The organism is Micromonospora sp. WMMD1102 (genome assembly GCF_029626265.1).
Taxonomy (GTDB): Bacteria; Actinomycetota; Actinomycetes; order Mycobacteriales; family Micromonosporaceae; genus Plantactinospora.
The window spans coordinates 740,509-756,984 of sequence record NZ_JARUBN010000001.1 but is presented as its reverse complement, the minus strand read 5'-3'; the positions used below and the strand labels follow the sequence as shown (position 1 = coordinate 756,984).

At 72.1% G+C, this 16,476-nt stretch carries 16 protein-coding genes; 12 read left to right on the top strand and 4 right to left on the bottom strand.

From position 1 onward, the window contains the following. Positions 1–255: 255 nt before the first annotated feature. Complete coding sequence (locus O7626_RS03580; protein ID WP_278059213.1) at positions 256–828, bottom strand: hypothetical protein; 573 nt, start codon at positions 826–828, stop codon at positions 256–258. Positions 829–1,335: 507 nt separating this feature from the next. On the opposite strand from O7626_RS03580, the gene O7626_RS03575 reads away from it, so the two are divergent. From O7626_RS03575 to O7626_RS03560, 4 genes are read left to right on the top strand one after another with little or no spacing between them, the layout of a single operon-like run. Beyond that, positions 1,336–1,923 (top strand): copper chaperone PCu(A)C, encoded by a 588-nt coding sequence (locus O7626_RS03575; protein ID WP_278059211.1) that lies wholly within the window; start codon positions 1,336–1,338, stop codon positions 1,921–1,923. Between the two features lie 59 nt (positions 1,924–1,982). Continuing rightward, entirely contained in the window at positions 1,983–3,200 is a 1,218-nt protein-coding gene (locus O7626_RS03570) for a Dyp-type peroxidase (RefSeq protein ID WP_278059209.1), read from the top strand. Next, the gene (locus O7626_RS03565; RefSeq protein ID WP_278059207.1) at positions 3,197–3,811 is read left to right on the top strand and encodes a copper resistance CopC family protein; all 615 of its coding nucleotides are present in this window, start codon (positions 3,197–3,199) and stop codon (positions 3,809–3,811) included. Before O7626_RS03570 ends, O7626_RS03565 begins: the two co-directional genes overlap by 4 nt. Continuing rightward, complete coding sequence (locus tag O7626_RS03560; protein ID WP_278059205.1) at positions 3,808–5,856, top strand: cytochrome c oxidase assembly protein; 2,049 nt, start codon at positions 3,808–3,810, stop codon at positions 5,854–5,856. The genes O7626_RS03565 and O7626_RS03560 overlap by 4 nt, the downstream gene beginning before the upstream one ends. A gap of 46 nt (positions 5,857–5,902) precedes the next feature. On the opposite strand, the gene O7626_RS03555 is transcribed toward O7626_RS03560, so the two are convergent. Both O7626_RS03555 and O7626_RS03550 read right to left on the bottom strand, forming a co-directional pair. Next, positions 5,903–6,427 carry a DJ-1/PfpI family protein gene (locus O7626_RS03555; protein WP_278059203.1) on the bottom strand — a complete coding sequence of 175 codons (525 nt, stop codon included), beginning with the start codon at positions 6,425–6,427 and terminating at the stop codon, positions 5,903–5,905. 107 nt (positions 6,428–6,534) lie between these two features. Next, positions 6,535–7,254 carry a DJ-1/PfpI family protein gene (locus O7626_RS03550; protein WP_278059202.1) on the bottom strand — a complete coding sequence of 240 codons (720 nt, stop codon included), beginning with the start codon at positions 7,252–7,254 and terminating at the stop codon, positions 6,535–6,537. Positions 7,255–7,316: 62 nt separating this feature from the next. Between O7626_RS03550 and O7626_RS03545 the strand changes: the two genes are divergently transcribed. From O7626_RS03545 to O7626_RS03510, 8 genes are all read left to right on the top strand, one after another. Beyond that, positions 7,317–7,478, top strand: coding sequence for a hypothetical protein (locus tag O7626_RS03545; RefSeq protein WP_278059200.1), 162 nt, complete (start codon positions 7,317–7,319; stop codon positions 7,476–7,478). Positions 7,479–7,729: 251 nt separating this feature from the next. Then, on the top strand, positions 7,730–8,365 hold the full coding sequence (locus O7626_RS03540) for an ATP-binding cassette domain-containing protein (protein WP_278059198.1): 636 nt from the start codon (positions 7,730–7,732) through the stop codon (positions 8,363–8,365). A gap of 3 nt (positions 8,366–8,368) precedes the next feature. Then, complete coding sequence (locus tag O7626_RS03535; protein ID WP_278059195.1) at positions 8,369–9,256, top strand: metal ABC transporter permease; 888 nt, start codon at positions 8,369–8,371, stop codon at positions 9,254–9,256. After that, a complete protein-coding gene (locus tag O7626_RS03530) occupies positions 9,177–9,968 on the top strand; it encodes a zinc ABC transporter substrate-binding protein (RefSeq protein WP_278059193.1) in 792 nt (263 codons plus the stop codon). The genes O7626_RS03535 and O7626_RS03530 overlap by 80 nt, the downstream gene beginning before the upstream one ends. A 491-nt stretch (positions 9,969–10,459) precedes the next feature. Then, positions 10,460–11,911 carry an ABC transporter substrate-binding protein gene (locus O7626_RS03525; RefSeq protein WP_278059191.1) on the top strand — a complete coding sequence of 484 codons (1,452 nt, stop codon included), beginning with the start codon at positions 10,460–10,462 and terminating at the stop codon, positions 11,909–11,911. Between the two features lie 35 nt (positions 11,912–11,946). Continuing rightward, entirely contained in the window at positions 11,947–12,963 is a 1,017-nt protein-coding gene (locus tag O7626_RS03520) for an ABC transporter permease (protein WP_278059189.1), read from the top strand. Then, positions 12,960–14,900: a dipeptide/oligopeptide/nickel ABC transporter permease/ATP-binding protein gene (locus O7626_RS03515; RefSeq protein ID WP_278059187.1), complete on the top strand. Its 1,941-nt coding sequence runs from the start codon at positions 12,960–12,962 to the stop codon at positions 14,898–14,900. The genes O7626_RS03520 and O7626_RS03515 overlap by 4 nt, the downstream gene beginning before the upstream one ends. A 3-nt stretch (positions 14,901–14,903) precedes the next feature. Continuing rightward, entirely contained in the window at positions 14,904–15,716 is an 813-nt protein-coding gene (locus O7626_RS03510; RefSeq protein WP_278059185.1) for an ATP-binding cassette domain-containing protein, read from the top strand. A gap of 118 nt (positions 15,717–15,834) precedes the next feature. On the opposite strand, the gene O7626_RS03505 is transcribed toward O7626_RS03510, so the two are convergent. Continuing rightward, positions 15,835–16,437 carry a DUF5134 domain-containing protein gene (locus O7626_RS03505; protein ID WP_278059183.1) on the bottom strand — a complete coding sequence of 201 codons (603 nt, stop codon included), beginning with the start codon at positions 16,435–16,437 and terminating at the stop codon, positions 15,835–15,837. Positions 16,438–16,476: the final 39 nt, after the last annotated feature.

The following is a 16,476-nucleotide window of genomic DNA, read 5'->3' as shown; positions in this document are numbered from 1 at the left end:
ATTCGGGCGACCTGGGCCAGGGGCCCGGACCGCGGATCGCCCGCCGGTGTTCTTGGGCACTCCAAATCTCCTCTCAGAGGGATCCCGGTACCGGCAGGTCACGCCGTACCGGTGTCGCGGGCAGCCGACGTCGGTGCGTCCGGTGCCGGACGGACGCCCCAGGTGGGCGTCCCGTGTTTAGTCGTCCCGGACCGTCACCGGGTTCCCGAACCGCCAGAAGCCGGTGGCCGTCCCCTCGCGGGGACCGCCCCGCCGTCAGGTCCACAAGCCGGTGGACATCACCGAGTGCCGGCCGTTCGGTGCCGTCAGGCGGAACGTCAGGAGCCAGGACCTGCCCGGCGCGAGGCTGCCGGTACCGATCGCCGTGTCGTCACCCAGCGGAAGAATGGCGAGCGCCAACCGGGTCCGCGAGTCTCCGCCACTTTCCGCGGTAGCCGACCAACCCCGGACCGGACCGGCCGATCCGGGGCCGGCGATGACGCAGAGTCGCACGACCAGCGCTCCAGGGCCGGTCTCCGGCCGGATCCGCAGGGTGTAGTCGGAATCGCTGACCGTCATCGAGCGACGGGGCGGGCAGGGTGAACGGTCCGCAGCCGGTGATCGGCTGTGCAGGAGAAGGCCGGTCCCGACCGAGACGAGCAGGATCGGCAGGAGGACCAGGAGTGCGGCCCGGAGCATCGTGGGTGAGCGCCGCCGGTGCGGCTCTGCGGCCTCCCGGCAGCCGCCGGTACACCCGGCCAGGGCCAGCAGGTGCCGATCCGGACCGCCAGAGGTGCCCGGCAGGACATCTGGCGCGGCGGCCACCGCGACCACCTGGTGGCGCAGCACCGGCCCCCGGTTCCGTCCGCACCCCCGGCGGTGGGCCCGCACGGGCGGCAGCGGCAGCGGGATCCGCCGGGCGGACCGGAGACGTAGCCGCTGGTGGGTCCTTGCCCGGTGTCCGATCGCCGCGCCGCCGGCGGGCGGATTCCCGCGCGACGACTCGACAGGATCAACCAGCGGCGTACGTCCACGCCGACCCGGCACGATCGAAACGGCCACCGCGAGAAGAGCCAGAAGTACCAGCCCTGCCGCGCCGTCCAGCGCCATCACCCGGTCCATCCCATCCCATCAGCCGCACCGTCCCATCGACCGCTCCGCACCGTCATCCGGCGACGGCTCCCGTTCGTCCGCCACTGCGTAGTCGGATCGCCCCGGGCATCGGTTTCCGGCGAGGTTGGGCGCGGACAACCTGACCACTCGGCCCAGCCGGCAAATCCACCGAACGGGCGGGAACCAACCACCGATCCACGACGACCAGTAGTAGAACTCGGACCGAGAACCGGAGGAATACAGATGCGCAGGTCGGTAACACCCGGCGTACGAGGCTGGGCGACCACGTTCGCCGTCACCGTGGCGGCGGTACTCGCCGTGGCTGGCTGCGGCGGGAACGGCGACACATCGGGGGCCGCGCCCAGCCCTGCCCCGTCGGCGAGCACCGACAGCGCCAGGTTCATGGTGCGGGACCCGTGGATCAAGGCGGCCGACAAGGGGATGACGGCCGCCTTCGGCACCCTGGTCAACAACACCACCAGCGATGTCACCATCACCAGCGTGAGCACGACCGTCTCGCCGATGGAACTGCACGAGATGGCCATGAAAGACGGCAAGATGGTGATGCAGCCGAAGACCGGCGGCATCACGATCGAGGCCGGCGGCAGCCACGAGTTGGCGCCCGGCGGCGACCACCTGATGTTGATGGAGCTGACCAAGCCGGTCCGGGCCGGTGACGAACTCACCTTCACGCTCACCTTCGCCGACGGGAAGACCACCGACTTCACGGCGGTCGCCAAGCCGTTCACCGGCGCCGAGGAGAGCTACGACCCGAGTTCCGGCATGCCGATGACCCCCGGCCAGGGCATGACGATGAGCCCGGCACCGTGACCGACCGTTCCGAGACCGCTGGGGACGGGGTCTCCGGCCGGTCGGCGGACACTCGCTCGGTGAGCAGGCGGCGGCTGCTCACCGGCGGTGCCCTGGGTATCGGCGGCGCCGTCGCCGGAGCGGCGGCGGGGGTCGCCGCGACCGCCGCCGGCCGGCAGCCGCCGGCACCGGCCCCGGTCGATCCGGCCGCCGCCACCGCCGTCGGTACGGACACCGTGCCGTTCCACGGCCGACGGCAGGCCGGCATCGCCACCGACCCGCAGGCGCACGCGGCGTTCGTCGCCTTCACCCTGCACCGGGGCGTCGACCGGGCCGCACTGGGCCGGCTGATGCGGCTGCTCACCGACGACGCCGCCCGACTCACCCAGGGCCGGCCGCCGCTCGCCGACACCGAACCGGAACTCGCCGTCCTACCGGCCCGGCTCACCATCACCTTCGGCTTCGGCCCCGCCCTCTACACGGCGGCCGGGCGGGACGACCGCCGCCCGCCGTCCGTCGCCGCACTGCCGGTCTTCGGCATCGACCGGCTGCAACCGGCCTGGTCCGGCGGTGACCTGCTGCTCCAGATCTGCGCCGACGACCCGCTCACCGTCACGCACGCCCAGCGGATGCTGGTCAAGGACGCCCGACCGTTCGCCACCGTCCGCTGGGTGCAGCGGGGCTTCCGACGCAGCCGAGGCGCGCAGACCGACGGGCACACCCAACGCAACGTGATGGGACAACTCGACGGCACCGCCAACCCCCGCCCCGGCACCGCCGCCTTCGAACAGTCCGTCTGGATCGGTGACGGCCCGGACTGGCTGCGCGACGGCAGCACCCTGGTGCTGCGGCGGATCCGCGCCGAGTTGGAGACCTGGGACAAGCTCGGCCGGGCCGACAAGGAACTCGCGGTCGGCCGTCGGCTGGACACCGGAGCACCGCTGAGCGGCCGGCACGAGCAGGACGAGCCCGACTTCTCCGCCCTGAACGAGGCCGGACTGCCGGTCATGCCGGACTTCGCCCACGTGACCCGGGCCAGGGTGATGGACGACCGGCTCAAGATCTTGCGCCGGCCGTACAACTACGACGGCGTGCCGGACGCCGACGGGCGGGCCGACAGCGGCCTCATCTTTGCCGCCTACCAGGCCGACATCACCCGCCAATACCTACCGATCCAGCGCCGGCTCGCCGAACGGGACCTGCTCAACGACTGGATCACCCCGATCGGCTCCGCCGTCTTCGCCATCCCACCCGGCTGCGAACCCGACGGCTGGATCGGCCAACAGATACTCGGATGAACGACACGATGACAAGCAACCACCAGGACGGACGACCGATGCGCCGCGTCCGACAAAGGACGGCGACGCTGGCCGTACTCACCCTCGCCGCCGCCATGGCGGGCGGGCTGTTCGGTGCCCGCCCGGCGGCGGCGCACGCCCAGCTACTGGGCAGCGATCCCCGGGCGGACTCGACCGTCACCACTCAGCTCGACGAGATCACCCTCACCTTCAACGAACTGGTTCGGGCCAATTTCAGCACCGTCGTCGTCACCGCACCGGACGGGGTCCGGCACGGCGCCGGCCAGCCCCGCGTGGTCGACAAGCAGGTACACCTGCCCGTCGAGCCGATGCGGTCTGGAAGCTACCGGGTCGCGTACCGCGTCGTCTCCGCCGACGGGCATCCGATCCAGGGACAGTTCCGGTTCACCGTCACGCTGCCGCCCGGGCAGGAGCCGGCTCCCGCCCCCGCAGGCAGCGGCTCGGCGACCGGCGCCGCCGACGCCACGCCGGTCGCGGCAGCCCCCGAGGAGACCGGCTCCGGCACCGGCTGGTGGTGGGCCGGTGCCGCCGCGCTCGTCGCCGCCGGGTATCTCCTGGTACGCCGCCAGCGCCGGACTTCCGGCCGGTGAGCACGCAACAACGACGACAGGACATCGCACAGCGGCGCCGGTGGCTACCCGCCGGTGTGGCGCTCGCCGGCCTCGGCGTGCTGCTGCTCGGGCTCGCCGTCGGCGACGGCCTGAACGCCACCACGGTCTCCGGCCTGCCCGACCCGGGACCGGTCACCAGCTACGGCCTGCCGCTGGTCCGGCTGCTGCTCGACGTGCTGGCCACCCTCACCGTCGGCTTGGCGGTGACCGCCGCGTTCCTGCTGCCCGGCGACGGCCCCAGCGTCTCCGCGCCCGGCTACCTGCTGCTGCGCCGGGTCGCCGTGCTGGCCGCCGGCTGGACGGCCACCGCCCTGGTCCTGATCGTGCTGACCGTCTCGGACCTGCTCGGCGCCCCGCCGTCGCAGCTCGGCATCGCCACCGTGGTCAGTTTCGCCACCTCGATCTCCCAGGGACAGGCCCTGCTGCTCCAGGCCGGCCTCGCCGGGCTGGTGGCAGCGCTGTCCTGGGTCGGGGTGTCCCGGACAACCGCAGCCACCACCGCCGCACTGGCCCTCGTCGGAGTGCTGCCGCCCGCGTTCACCGGGCACGCCGCCGGGGCCGGCAACCACCAGATCGCGGTCACCAGCCTCGCCCTGCACATCCTCGCCGCCACCGTCTGGGTCGGCGGGCTCGCCGCACTACTGATGATCCGCCGGCACCGGCTGCTCGCCGACGCGGCCGCCCGGTACAGCCGGCTCGCCCTGGCCTGCTGCGTCGCCGTCGCGGTCAGCGGCCTGACCAACGCCTGGGTACGCCTCGGCGCCTTCGATCAGCTCTGGCAGTCCCGCTACGGCTGGCTCATCCTCGGCAAACTCGCCGCCCTACTGCTGCTCGGCGCGCTCGGCGCCGCACACCGCCGCCGTACCCTTCCCGCGCTGCACGCCGGACGACGCGGAGCGTTCATCCGGCTCGCCGCTGGGGAACTGCTGCTCTTCGCCGCCACCTTCGGCCTGGCGGTGGCGCTGTCGCGCACCCCCACCCCGATCCCGACCGACCCGGTCGGGGCGGACCCGCTGGTCGAACTGCTCGGCTTCACCCCACCCGCCCCACCCAGCCCGGCCCGGCTGCTCGGCGACCCGCTGCCCGACCTGTTCTTCCTCACCGGCTGCACCCTCGCCATCGCCGGCTATCTGGCCGGCGTGTGGCGGCTGCACCGCGCCGGACACCGCTGGCCGCCGTCGCGCACCGCGAGCTGGCTGGCCGGAATACTGCTGCTCGCCGCCGTCACCAACCTCGGCCTCGCCCGCTACGCCTACGTACTGTTCAGCGCGCACATGGTTCAGCACATGGTGCTGTCGATGGCGGTACCGATCCTCCTCGTCTGCGGCGCCCCGATCACCCTCGCGCTACGGGCCCTGCGCCGGCCCGCCGACCGGCAGCTGCGCGGCGCCCGGGAATGGCTGCTGCTGCTCATCCACAGCCGACCGCTCCGCCTGCTCACCCACCCACTGGTCGCCCTCGGCATCTACACGGCCAGCCTCTTCGGCCTGTACTTCAGCGACCTGCTCGGCACCCTGATGCGCTACCACCTCGGCCACCTGGCCATGCTCACCCACATCGTCGTCGCCGGATACCTGCTCTTCTGGGTACTCATCGGCGTCGACCCCGGACGGCCACGACTCCCCCCGCCCCTGCTGGTGATCATCCACTTCGCGGCCATGATGGCGCACGGCTTCTTCGGCCTGGTCCTGATGCAGTCGACCACCGTCCTCGCCCCGGACTGGTACACCGCCGTGCATCCCGACTGGGCATCCTCGCTGCTGGCCGATCAGCGCCTCGGCGCGGGCATCGCCTGGGCGTTCGGCGAACTCCCCGCCGCCATCGTCATGATCATCCTGCTCCGTCAGTGGATCCGCGCCGACCAGCGGGAACAGGCCCGGCTCGATCGCGCCGCCGACCGCGCCGACGCCACCGGCGAGGAGGACGACCTCGCCCGCTACAACGCCTTCCTGCACGCCGCCGCCCACGTCGACGGCGGCGGTGCTCCCGGCCGGAACGGAGGCACCGGCCGGGAGCCGCATTAGGGGCGGTTCGCCGCGTGATCGGGCTGCTGCCTGGCTCGCTGACGCGCTACCGTGCCGCGTCGGCGAGCAGTTTCAACGCCAACTGTTGAAGTTCGGGTCCGGCCTTCTCCGGCCTGCCGGTGTCGTAGGGCGGCTGCGGGTCGTATTCGACGGCGAGTTGCAGCGCCTGGGCGACCTGCTCGTCGGCCAGCCGGGCGGCGAGGCGCAGGGCCATGTCGATCCCGGCGGACACCCCGGCGGCCGTAATGATCTTACCGGCCTCGACCACCCGCTCCGGTACGACGACCGCTCCGAACTGCGACGCCAGATAACTCCGCGACGCCCAGTACGTGGTGGCGCGTACGCCCCGCAGCAGGCCCGCCGCGGCGAGCAGCAGCGAGCCCGTGCACACCGAGGTCGTCCAGGTCGAGCCCCGGTGGATCCGGCGAATCCACTCCAGCGTTTCGGCGTCGTCCATCGCGCCGAGCACGCCACGGTCGCCGGCCCCGGGCACCACCAGCACGTCCGCCGTCGGCACCTGCCGCAGCGACCGGTCGGCGGTCAACGCCAACACGTTCGTGTCGGTACGCACCGGACCGGGCCCGCAGTACCGTCCGTCGCCCCTCGTCCCACCGCGTCATCGAAGACCCCTCCTCTGGTCGCCCCGCTGGGCTCGGTCCTGCTGCCGGTCGGCCAGTGTCATCGGCGCCGCCAGACGGTGCCGCGCCGCTCGTACTCCAGGACCTGCTCGACCTGGACGGCGAGGTCGGCGCCGAGGAACCGCTCGACGATCCAGAGCGCCAGGTCGAGGCCGGAGGTGATCCCACCGGCGGTGACCAGATCACCGTCGTCGACGACCCGCGCCTCGGTGACGACACCGCCCTGGGCGCGCAGGTCCTCGACCGCCCGGTGATGGGTGATGCACGGCCGGCCAGCGGTCAGACCGGCCGCCGAGAGCAGCATCGTGCCGGTACAGACCCCCGCGATCGTCAGCCCACGCCGTCGGGCGGCGGCGATCGCGGCCGGGACCACACCCCGCTGGATCTCGTACAACACCCCCGGTGCGTCGGCCCGGCGGTAACCACCACCGGGAACGAGCAGCACGTCCGCCTCACGTGGTGCCCACTGTCCGATCGGTCCGACCTGACTGCCGTGGAACGCGACGACCGGATCGTCACCGTCCACTGTCACCATGCTGGTGGTGATCGCCCCGCCACCAATGCCCTTCGCCATGCCGAACACCTCGATCGGGGCGATGAAGTCCAGCTCCTCGACCCCGCCGAACGTGACGACCTGCACCCGCAACGGTCGGGCCGGGGTGAAGGACGGCGCCGCCGAGGCGCTTCCCTGCGCCAGTACCGCACCACCCGCGACGGCTCCGGCCGCGACCGTGGCTCGAAGAACGTTCCGGCGATCCATCAGCTGCTCCTCATCGTGGTGGTGGCTGCGTCACGTCGACTCGCAGAGATAGTCGCCCACCGATGCGGAAAAGTTCCGGCACCATCAAGGCGCTGCTCGAACCGGTGCCCGAGCCCGACATCGTCATCCCGTCCCATCTCGACCAGGCCGCGTGGCGGCACTGGTTGTCCTGCTGGCCGTTCGACACCATCTGGCAGATCCGCAAGCCCCGGAAGCCGGCATGAGGCCGACGCCCCCCGGGGGATGAATCGGACAACCGGTCGTCCTGCACCACTCTTCGGGAACCGATCGCCGCCCGGGTACGACTAGTGGTCGTGCGGAGCAACAGTCTGCGATCGACGCCGGCGTCGGACGAACCCTTGGTCGTCCGGAAGTCGGGCCGGACGGGCCGGCGGTGCGCGGTTGCCCCCGCGCGCCGCCGGTCACCTGAAAAGGTGCGACGGTCGCTCCGGTGCCGTCTGGGGCAGCGGGCCGGATGACCGCCGCAGCACCAGTCACCTTCACCGCAGTCACCTGCCGCTACGGCCGCCGTACCGTCGTGCGGGAGATCGACCTCGACGTCGCCGCCGGCGAGCATGTGGCACTGACCGGAGCGAACGGCTCCGGCAAGACCACCCTGCTACGCGCCGCGCTGGGCCTGCACCCCCTGACGGGCGGCGACGTCCGGGTCGGCGGCACCGTCGCCCGGACCCCGACGGACTGGGCCGCCCGGCGCCGCGACGTCGCCTGGGTACCGCAACGACTCGCCCCGGGCCGCTTCCCGCTACTCGTCGACGAACTGCTCGACAGCGGCGGGCACCCGGACGCCGCCCGCGACGCGGCCGAACGGCTCGGCACCGCGGGTCTCGGCCGCCGTCCCCTGCACACCCTCTCCGGCGGGCAGCTACAACGGGCCTTCCTCGCCCGCGCACTCGGCGCCGTCGCCGCCGGTGCCCGGGTGCTGTTCGCCGACGAACCCACCGCCGCGCTCGACTTCGCCGGGCAGGAACAGGTCGCCGCCCTGCTCGCCGGCCTGCCGATCACCGTCGTCGTGGTCTCGCACGACCGCGCCATGTCCAACGCCTGCGACCGCGTCGCCGAGATGGCCGCCGGCCGGCTGCGGGTGATCTGAGGCGTGGACCAGCTCGTCGACTTGCTCGCCCTGCCCGCCGTGCAACGCTCCGCGATCGGGCTGCTCATCGCCGCCGTCGGCCTGCCGATCGTCGGGGTGTTCATCGTCGGTCTGGACATCATCGCGGTCCGGTTCGCGATGATGCACGTGGCGCTGCTCGGCATCGCCGTCGGCCTGCTGGTCGGCCTCGACCCGGTGCTGTGCGGTCTGCTCGCCTGTGCCCTCGCCGGCGCCGGCGTCGCCCCACTGGCCCGCCGCCCGACCGGCCTGCCCGGCGCGATGGGCCTGCTGATGACGTTCGCCATCGCCGGCGCGCTGCTGGTGCTGTCGCTGTCCGGGGTGAACGCCACCGGCGCGTTCGAGCTGCTCTGGGGCTCGATCCTGGCCACCCGCGACACCGACATCGCGATCATCGCGGTGCTGGTGGTGGTAGTGCACGTCCTGTTCTGGCGCTACCGTCGCCAGCTCGCCTTGTTGCTGTTCGACCGGGAACTCGCGCTCTGCTCCGGGGTCGCCGCCGGTCCGCTCATGCTGGTCCTGCTCGTCGTGGTGGCGGTGTCGATCGGCGCGTCGATCCGGCTCACCGGCGCGCTGCTGGTCGACGCGCTGACCATCCTGCCCGCCCTCGGCGCCCGCAACCTCGGCCGCTCACTGCGGTCGATGGCGGTCTGGGCCGTCCTGCTCGGCGTGCTCGGTAACACCGCCGGCTTCGTCGTGGCGCTGCTGCTCAACCAGCCGCCGGGACCGGTCCTCGTGCTGGTGGCCGGCACCCTGACCCTGCTCACCTATCTGATTCCCCAAGGAGTACTGGATGCGATCCACTCGTCTCGCGGCGCTGGCCGCGTCGGCCCTGACGCTCGCGCTGCTGACGACCGGGTGTGGCAGCACTGACGACGAGCCGAGCGGCGAGGCCAGCGCACCCGCTCCCGGCGGACCGAAGGTCGTCGCCTCCACCTCCTGGGTCGGCTCGCTGGCCAAGGCCGCCGGAGTCACCGACATCACCGTGGTAGCACCGGCCAATGTCCAGCACCCGCCGGACTACGACCCGAAGCCGAGCGACCTGGCCGCCGTCGCCGGCGCCGACTACGTGCTCTTCGCCGAGTTCGACGGCTTCGCCGCGAAGCTCAAGGACGCCGCTGGCGGCAAGGGACAACTGGTACCGGTCGAGCTGGAGAACACTCCGGCGAAGATCCGGTCCGAGGTGACCCGGCTCGGTGGTCTGTTCGGCACCGCAGACAAGGCCGCCGCCTGGCTGACCACGTTCGACCGGGAGTACGTCAACCTCAGCTCCGGGTTGAAAGACGTCGCGCCCATCCCACCGAAGACCGCGGTTTCCCACCTCTTCATGGCGTACTGGGCGGAGTTCGTCGGGTTCAAGGTCGTCGGCACGTACGGGCCGCAGCCGGTCAGCGCCGGCCAGCTCGCCGAACTGACCGCGAAGAAGCCGGCGGTGGTACTGGCAAACGCACACCTGCCCGGCGCCAACCCGGAGATCCCCGGCGCCAAGCGGGTCGACATCGTCAACTACCCCGGCGCAGACCTCAACCTGCTCGCCGTCTTCCGCACCAACGCCGAACGACTCGGCGCGGTGCTCGCCAGCTAACCTCCCCGGCTGGGGCCGGGGGCTGCTCCTCCGGCCCCAGCCACCCCGCACCTCCGCTCTGCGAAGGTGCCGCCGTGCACGCCTCTACTCCACGCACACGCCGACCGCCTCGCGCCCGGGCGGAACCGGTTCGGCACCGCATCCGGCGATGTCACCGACGGCCCGCAGCGGCGTCACCGGCGAACCACGCCAGGACGACCGCGAGGAGCCCTGCCGGGCTGGCTGGCCGGCCGGCCGGCCGCGACACGGAAGGAGGCTGATCCTGTGCCAACCGTCCCGTTATCGGAAGTTGTCGGGAACCATCCGGCTGATGGAACCGACCAGTGATGGGGCAGCGTCCCCGGCAGCCCGTCGTACCGCCAGCCACCGCCCCACCTGGAGAGTCTGTGCCGCGATCACGTCCCCTTGTCGCCTGCCTCGCCGCGTCGGTAGCGCTCGTCACCGCCTGCAGTCCCGGCTCCGGCGGCACCGCGTCGTCCACTGTGCTCCGCGTGGGTCTGAGCGCGGAGTCGGGTGCGCTGGACCCGCACGCGTTCACCGGCAACTTCCTGCTGCTCGACGCGATCTACGAACCGCTGGTCAGCTATGGCAAGGACGGGCGGCTGGGGCCCGGTCTGGCGGAGTCCTGGGCCGTCGCCGAGGGTGGCAAGCAGGTGACCTTCGACCTGCGCGACGGCGTCCGCTTCACCGACGGCACACCACTGGATGCCGCCGCCGTCAAGTGGAACTTCGAGCGCTGGGTGGGCAACAAACGCTTCTCGTTCTTCCGGGCGTCGCAGGTCATTTCCACGGTGGAGGCCTCGGACCCGGACACCGTCCGGCTGACCCTGTCCGAGCCGTACGAGCCGCTGCTGCAGGAACTGTCGATCGTACGGCCCGTCCGGCTGCTCAGCCCGAAGTCGGCCACCGCCGACGGGAAGTTCCAGACGCCGGTCGGCACCGGAGCGTGGAAGCTGGCGTCCAACACGGCCACCGGTGCGGTACTGGAACGCAACGGCGACTACTGGGGCGAGAAACCGCGCCTGGAACGCCTCGAGTTCAAGGTCATCCCGGACTCGCAGGCCCGGGTCGACGCACTCGCCAACAACGAGATCGACCTGATCGGCGGCCCCTACCTGGCCCCGATCACCCCGGTGGAGGCGAAGTCCCTCGACGGCCGCGACGACGTCGAACTCCTCACCGGCGCCCCGGACGTCTCCATCATGCTCGGGTTCAATCCCGACGGTCCGGCCGGCGACAAGGCGGTACGCCAGGCCGTCGGCAAGGCGATCGACACCGCCTCGATGGCCAAGGCACTGTTCCTGGACTACGCCGAGCCCGCTCGGCGGGTGTTCCCGCCCGGCGTGCCGGACTCCGGCAACGACCTGCCGGTCGGCTTCGACAAGGGCGCCGCCGGCAGCGTGCTCGACGCGGCCGGTTACGTCCGCGACGGCGAGGGCCGGGTCAAGGCCGGTAAGCGGCTCTCGCTGCGGCTCCTCGTTCCCGCGACCCCGGCCGAGGGACAACTCGACCCGCGCACCATGGCCGCGGCGATCGCCGCCGCTTTGAAGGAGGTGGGGATCGCGGTCGAGATCGTCCCGGTCGACGCCGCCGTCTACTACGACGAGCGGGCCGAGGGCCGGTACGACATCACGTTCTTCGAAACCCTCGGCGCGCCGTACGACCCGTCCAGCTCGATCGTGTCCCTGTTCACCGACGAGGCGCGGGCGCCGCTGTGGACGACGCCCGCCATCGAGGGTCTGGTCGACAAGGCGCTGTTCGCCGGTGATCCTGGCGCCCGGGCAGCGGCCTACCGAAGCCTGTACGACGCCGTCGCCGCCGACGCCGGGTTCGTGCCGTTGGTCTACCGGCCCCGGATGTGGGCGGTGCGCGCCGGGGTGGACGGCTTCGCGGTCCCGCCGAGCGACGTCGATCTCGAACTGACCGGGGTCACCGTCGGGTGAGGGCGCCGCAACGGCTGCGCTCCGCCGGAGGGTACGTGGCGCGGTGGCTCGTCGACACCGCCGGTGTGCTCGTCGCGGTGTCCGCCGGCACCTTCGCGCTCGTACTGCTCGCGCGCGGTGACCCGGCGGCGATGCTGGCGGCGACCCGGGCCGGCCGTCCCGCCACCCCCGAACAGGTCGACGCCGTCCGCACCGAACTCGGCCTGGACGCCCCCGCCCTGCTGCGGTATCTGCGCTGGCTCGCCGACGCCGCGACGGGCGACTTCGGACTGTCGCTGCGGACGAACACACCGATCGGCCCGGAGATCGCGGACCGGATGGGTGTCACGCTGTGGCTGGTCGCCGGCTCCGCCGTGGTAGCGCTGATCGTCGGTGTGCTCGTCGGGGTCGCCGGGGCGGTGTTGGAGCGTGGCCTGCTGCGTGGAGCGCTGCGCACCGGAGCACTGCTGGCCACCTCGGTGCCGGCGTTCTGGCTCAGCTATCTCCTCGTACTGGTGCTGGCCCTGCGGATGAGTCTGGTGCCGACGTCCGGAATGGCGGGTCCGGCGACCTGGGTGATGCCGTTGGCGGTGCTCGGCCTGCCGGCCGCCGGAGTGCTGAGCCGGGTGGTGGCCGTGACGCTACGCGAGGCCCTCGACCAGCCGTACGTGCTCGCCGCGCTGGCCCGCGGCAGCCGACCGGCGTCGATCGTGCTCCGCGACGGCCTGCCGAACGCCGCCGGACCGATCCTGTCCGTCGCCGGGTTCACCGTCGGCACCCTGCTGGTCGGCACCGTCGTGGTGGAGCAGATCTTCGGCTGGCCCGGCCTCGGCGCCTACTTCGTCAAGGCCGCCGCCGGCCGCGACATACCGGCACTACAGGCCAGCACCCTCATCCTGGGCGGCGGGTTCATCCTGGCCAACCGGCTCGCCGACGTGGCGCAGATCATCATCGACCCCCGAGTCCGCCGGGGCACCGACAGCCAGCGCTGCCCGCCCCGGCTGCCGTGGGCCCGGCCGGGCCGCACCGGTACCGGAGACACCTCCGCGCGCCGTGGGGCGGAGACGGCATGAGCACCCGCCACCGGCGCATCCCAACAGCGACTGTGCGGACCACGCTGGTCGCGCTGCCGCTGCTCGCGTTCACCGTCGCGGGGCTGCTGGCGCCGGTACTCTCCCCGGCCGACCCGACCGCCACCGACCTGGCGGCCAGCCTGCTGCCACCGTCGGCCGAGCACCCGCTCGGCACCGACCAACTCGGCCGCGACCAACTCAGCCGACTCCTGCACGGCGCCCGGATCTCCCTCACCGTCACCGCAGCGGTCCTGACGATCTCGCTGACCGTCGGCGTCCTCACCGGCACCGTCGCCGGCTACCTCGGCGGTACGGTCGACCGGATCATCTCCCGGATCGTCGACCTGGCCGTCTCCCTCCCCGGCATGCTCGTCGCCCTCGCCGTCATCGGCGTACGCGGCCCCGGAATCGACAACCTCATCATCGCGATGTCGCTGTGGGCCTGGGCCCCGTACGCCCGCATCGCCCGCGCCCGCGTCGCCAGCCTGCGCGACAGCCCACACCTCGACGCCCTGCGACTGCTCGGCGCCGGACCCACCCGCATCATCGGCCGGCACCTGCTCCCACCAGCCGTCGCACCATGCCTGGTCTACGCCAGCACCGACGTCGGCGCCATCGTCCTCGGCATCGCCACCCTCAGCTTCCTCGGCCTCGGCATCCCCCCACCACACGCCGAATGGGGCCAGATGCTCATCGAAGGCCGCCCCCACCTCGCCTCCGCCTGGTGGCTCGCCTACCCACCCGGAATCGCGATCACCGCCGTCGTCTTCGCCAGCAACCTCCTCGGCGAACGCCTCGCCGCCGGCGACGAACGACCCTCGATCCTCCGCTGGGTACTCCCGACCCGGCTACGCCGTGCGACAGCCCGGCGCTCGCCCGGCGAGCCGTCGGCGACGGCGCCCGACGAGGCCGGCCCGCTGCTCCGGGTACGGGACCTGTCCGTCAGCTACCCGCACAGCGACGGCCGCCGCCGGGTCGTCGCCGACGTCTCCTACGAGCTGCCTCGGGGACACGTCCTGGCTATCGTCGGCGAGACCGGCAGCGGCAAGACCACCTCCGCGTTGGCGCCCCTCGGCCTGCTCGACCCCAGCGCGGTTGTCACCGGCTCGGCGACCCTGGCACCGGCCGGGACCCACGCCCGTCAACTCGTCGGACTCGCACAGAAGGAACGGCGCCACATCAACGGACGCCGCGTGGGGGTGGTCTTCCAGGACAGTCTCGCCGCGCTCAACCCGTTACGGACGATCGGCGCGCACGTCGAGGAGGCCGTCCGCAACGCCGGGCGCGGCGGCCGTCGCGCTGCCACCCGCCGCGTCACGCAGGAGCTGCTGCGGCTGGCCGGGCTGCCCGACCCCGCCGGGATCGCCGGTCAGTTTCCTCACCAACTCTCCGGCGGGATGCGGCAACGCGCACAGCTCGCCGTCGCCCTAGCCGGCGAGCCGGAACTGCTCGTCGCGGACGAACCGACCTCCGCCCTCGACGTCACCGTGCAGGCGCAACTGCTCGACCTACTCGCCCGACTCCGTACCGAACTGCACATGTCCATGATCATCGTCAGTCACGACCTCGCCGTCGTCACCCGGCTCGCCGACACGGTCGCCGTCATGTACGCCGGCCGGATCGTGGAATCCGGGCCATTGAGCACCGTCGTCAACAATCCGGCGCACCCCTACACCAAGGGCCTGCTCGACGCGGTACCGCGCCCCGACGCGCCGCCCGGCACCCGGTTCCGCACGATGCCCGGACACTCCGGCGGCGGCCCGGACGACACCGACGGGTGCGCGTTCGCCCCCCGCTGCCCGATCGCCGTCACCGAGTGCGGCCACGGGCAGCCGGCGCTGCTGACGCTGGGTTCGGCGCACCGATCAGCCTGCCCTCACCCGCTCGGCGACACCATCGCGGTGGACGAAGCTGCCTCCGGACGAGAGGGCGTCTGAGCGATGCTGGAAATCGAGCAGGTCACCGCAGGGTACGCCCACCGCCGGAACGGACGCCGGGGGCAGACGAACGTGGTCGAGGACGTCAGCCTGCGCGTCGAGTCGGGCGCAATCCTCGGACTCGTCGGCGAGTCCGGCTGCGGCAAGACGACCCTCGCCCGCGTCGTCACCGGACTTCACCGACCCGAATCCGGAGTGGTCCGGTACACCGGGATCGACGTCCACAGGTTGCGAGGCCGGGCGCTGCGGGAGCATCGGCGCCACGTCCAGATGGTGTTTCAGGACCCGTACCTCACCCTCAGCCCTCGCCAGACGGTCCGGCAGGCCCTCACCGAGCCGCTGCGCATCCACCGCATCGGCGATGCCCGGACACGGTCCGCGCGCGTCGACGAACTGCTGGATCTCGTCGGCCTCGATCAGCAGGTCGGCGCGCGGCGGCCCCGACAGTTGTCCGGCGGACAGCAGCAGCGTGTCGCGATCGCCCGCGCGCTGGCCCTCGGACCGCGGCTGCTCGTCTGCGACGAGCCCGTCACCGCACTCGACGTGTCGGTACAGGCGAAGATCCTCAACCTGCTCCTCGACCTACGACAGCAGCTCGGTCTGGCCTGCCTGTTCATCTCCCACGACCTCGCCGTCGTGCGACAACTCGCGGACCGCATCGCGGTCATGCGCGACGGCCGGATCGTCGAGCAGGGCCTGTCCGAGCCCATCACCAGCGGCCCCCGCCACCCCTACACGCGCGCACTTCTCGCGGCGACCCCCACCATCGGCATTCCGGTCCGGCATGCGACGGGGTCGGTCACTCCGAGGGTGTGACGTACGGGATGGTCGAAAACACGGTTCATCACCCCGCGCTGGTTCACCCGCCGCGCAAGCCGGCGTCGCCGATACAGCCGGCCCTGCGTCGGCGGTCGCCGCCCGAACGCGAGACGCGTCAAGCGTTCATCAGCAGCAGCATCGTTCCCATGCCGCCGGCCATGGTCGCGTAACTCGCCCGATGCAGCCGATGGCCGGCCGCCGTCGCGGCCCGGTACAGCCACCACAGCGCAGTGCCCGCGGCGAGCACCACGAACCCGACGTTCACGATGTCCGCCCACATCGGCGTCGCCGTGGGCACCGCCGCGGAGTCGCCCCCGCCGTGCGAGTGTCCCGAGCCCCCGCCGCCGGTAGCCATCTCCGACATCAGCGTCGGCATCGCCGCGAGCATCCAGATCATCGCCACGTCCATCCCGGCGTGGCCGAGCAGATCGACGCGCTCCGCCGCGCCGCGCGCCCGCCGGAAAGCGGGCAGCAGCGAGAGCGCGAGGATCGCGAAGATGGCGACCTGCGTCCAGGCGACCACGCCCTCGACCATCACCCATGCCATCAGGATCATCGCCACGCTCATCACGCCGTGGTTGATGTCGATCAGCTCATCGTCGGAAAATGCCTGGTCGGTGGAGGTTCCACGGCGGCGGATAAAGAGGTCTCCGACGCAGACCAGGCCGGTCACCAAAAAGACAATTGTCAATGCGGGAACCCACGGCGCCTCGAACACGACTACAACCTAGACCACGTGATCTGGGAAGAGAACGAC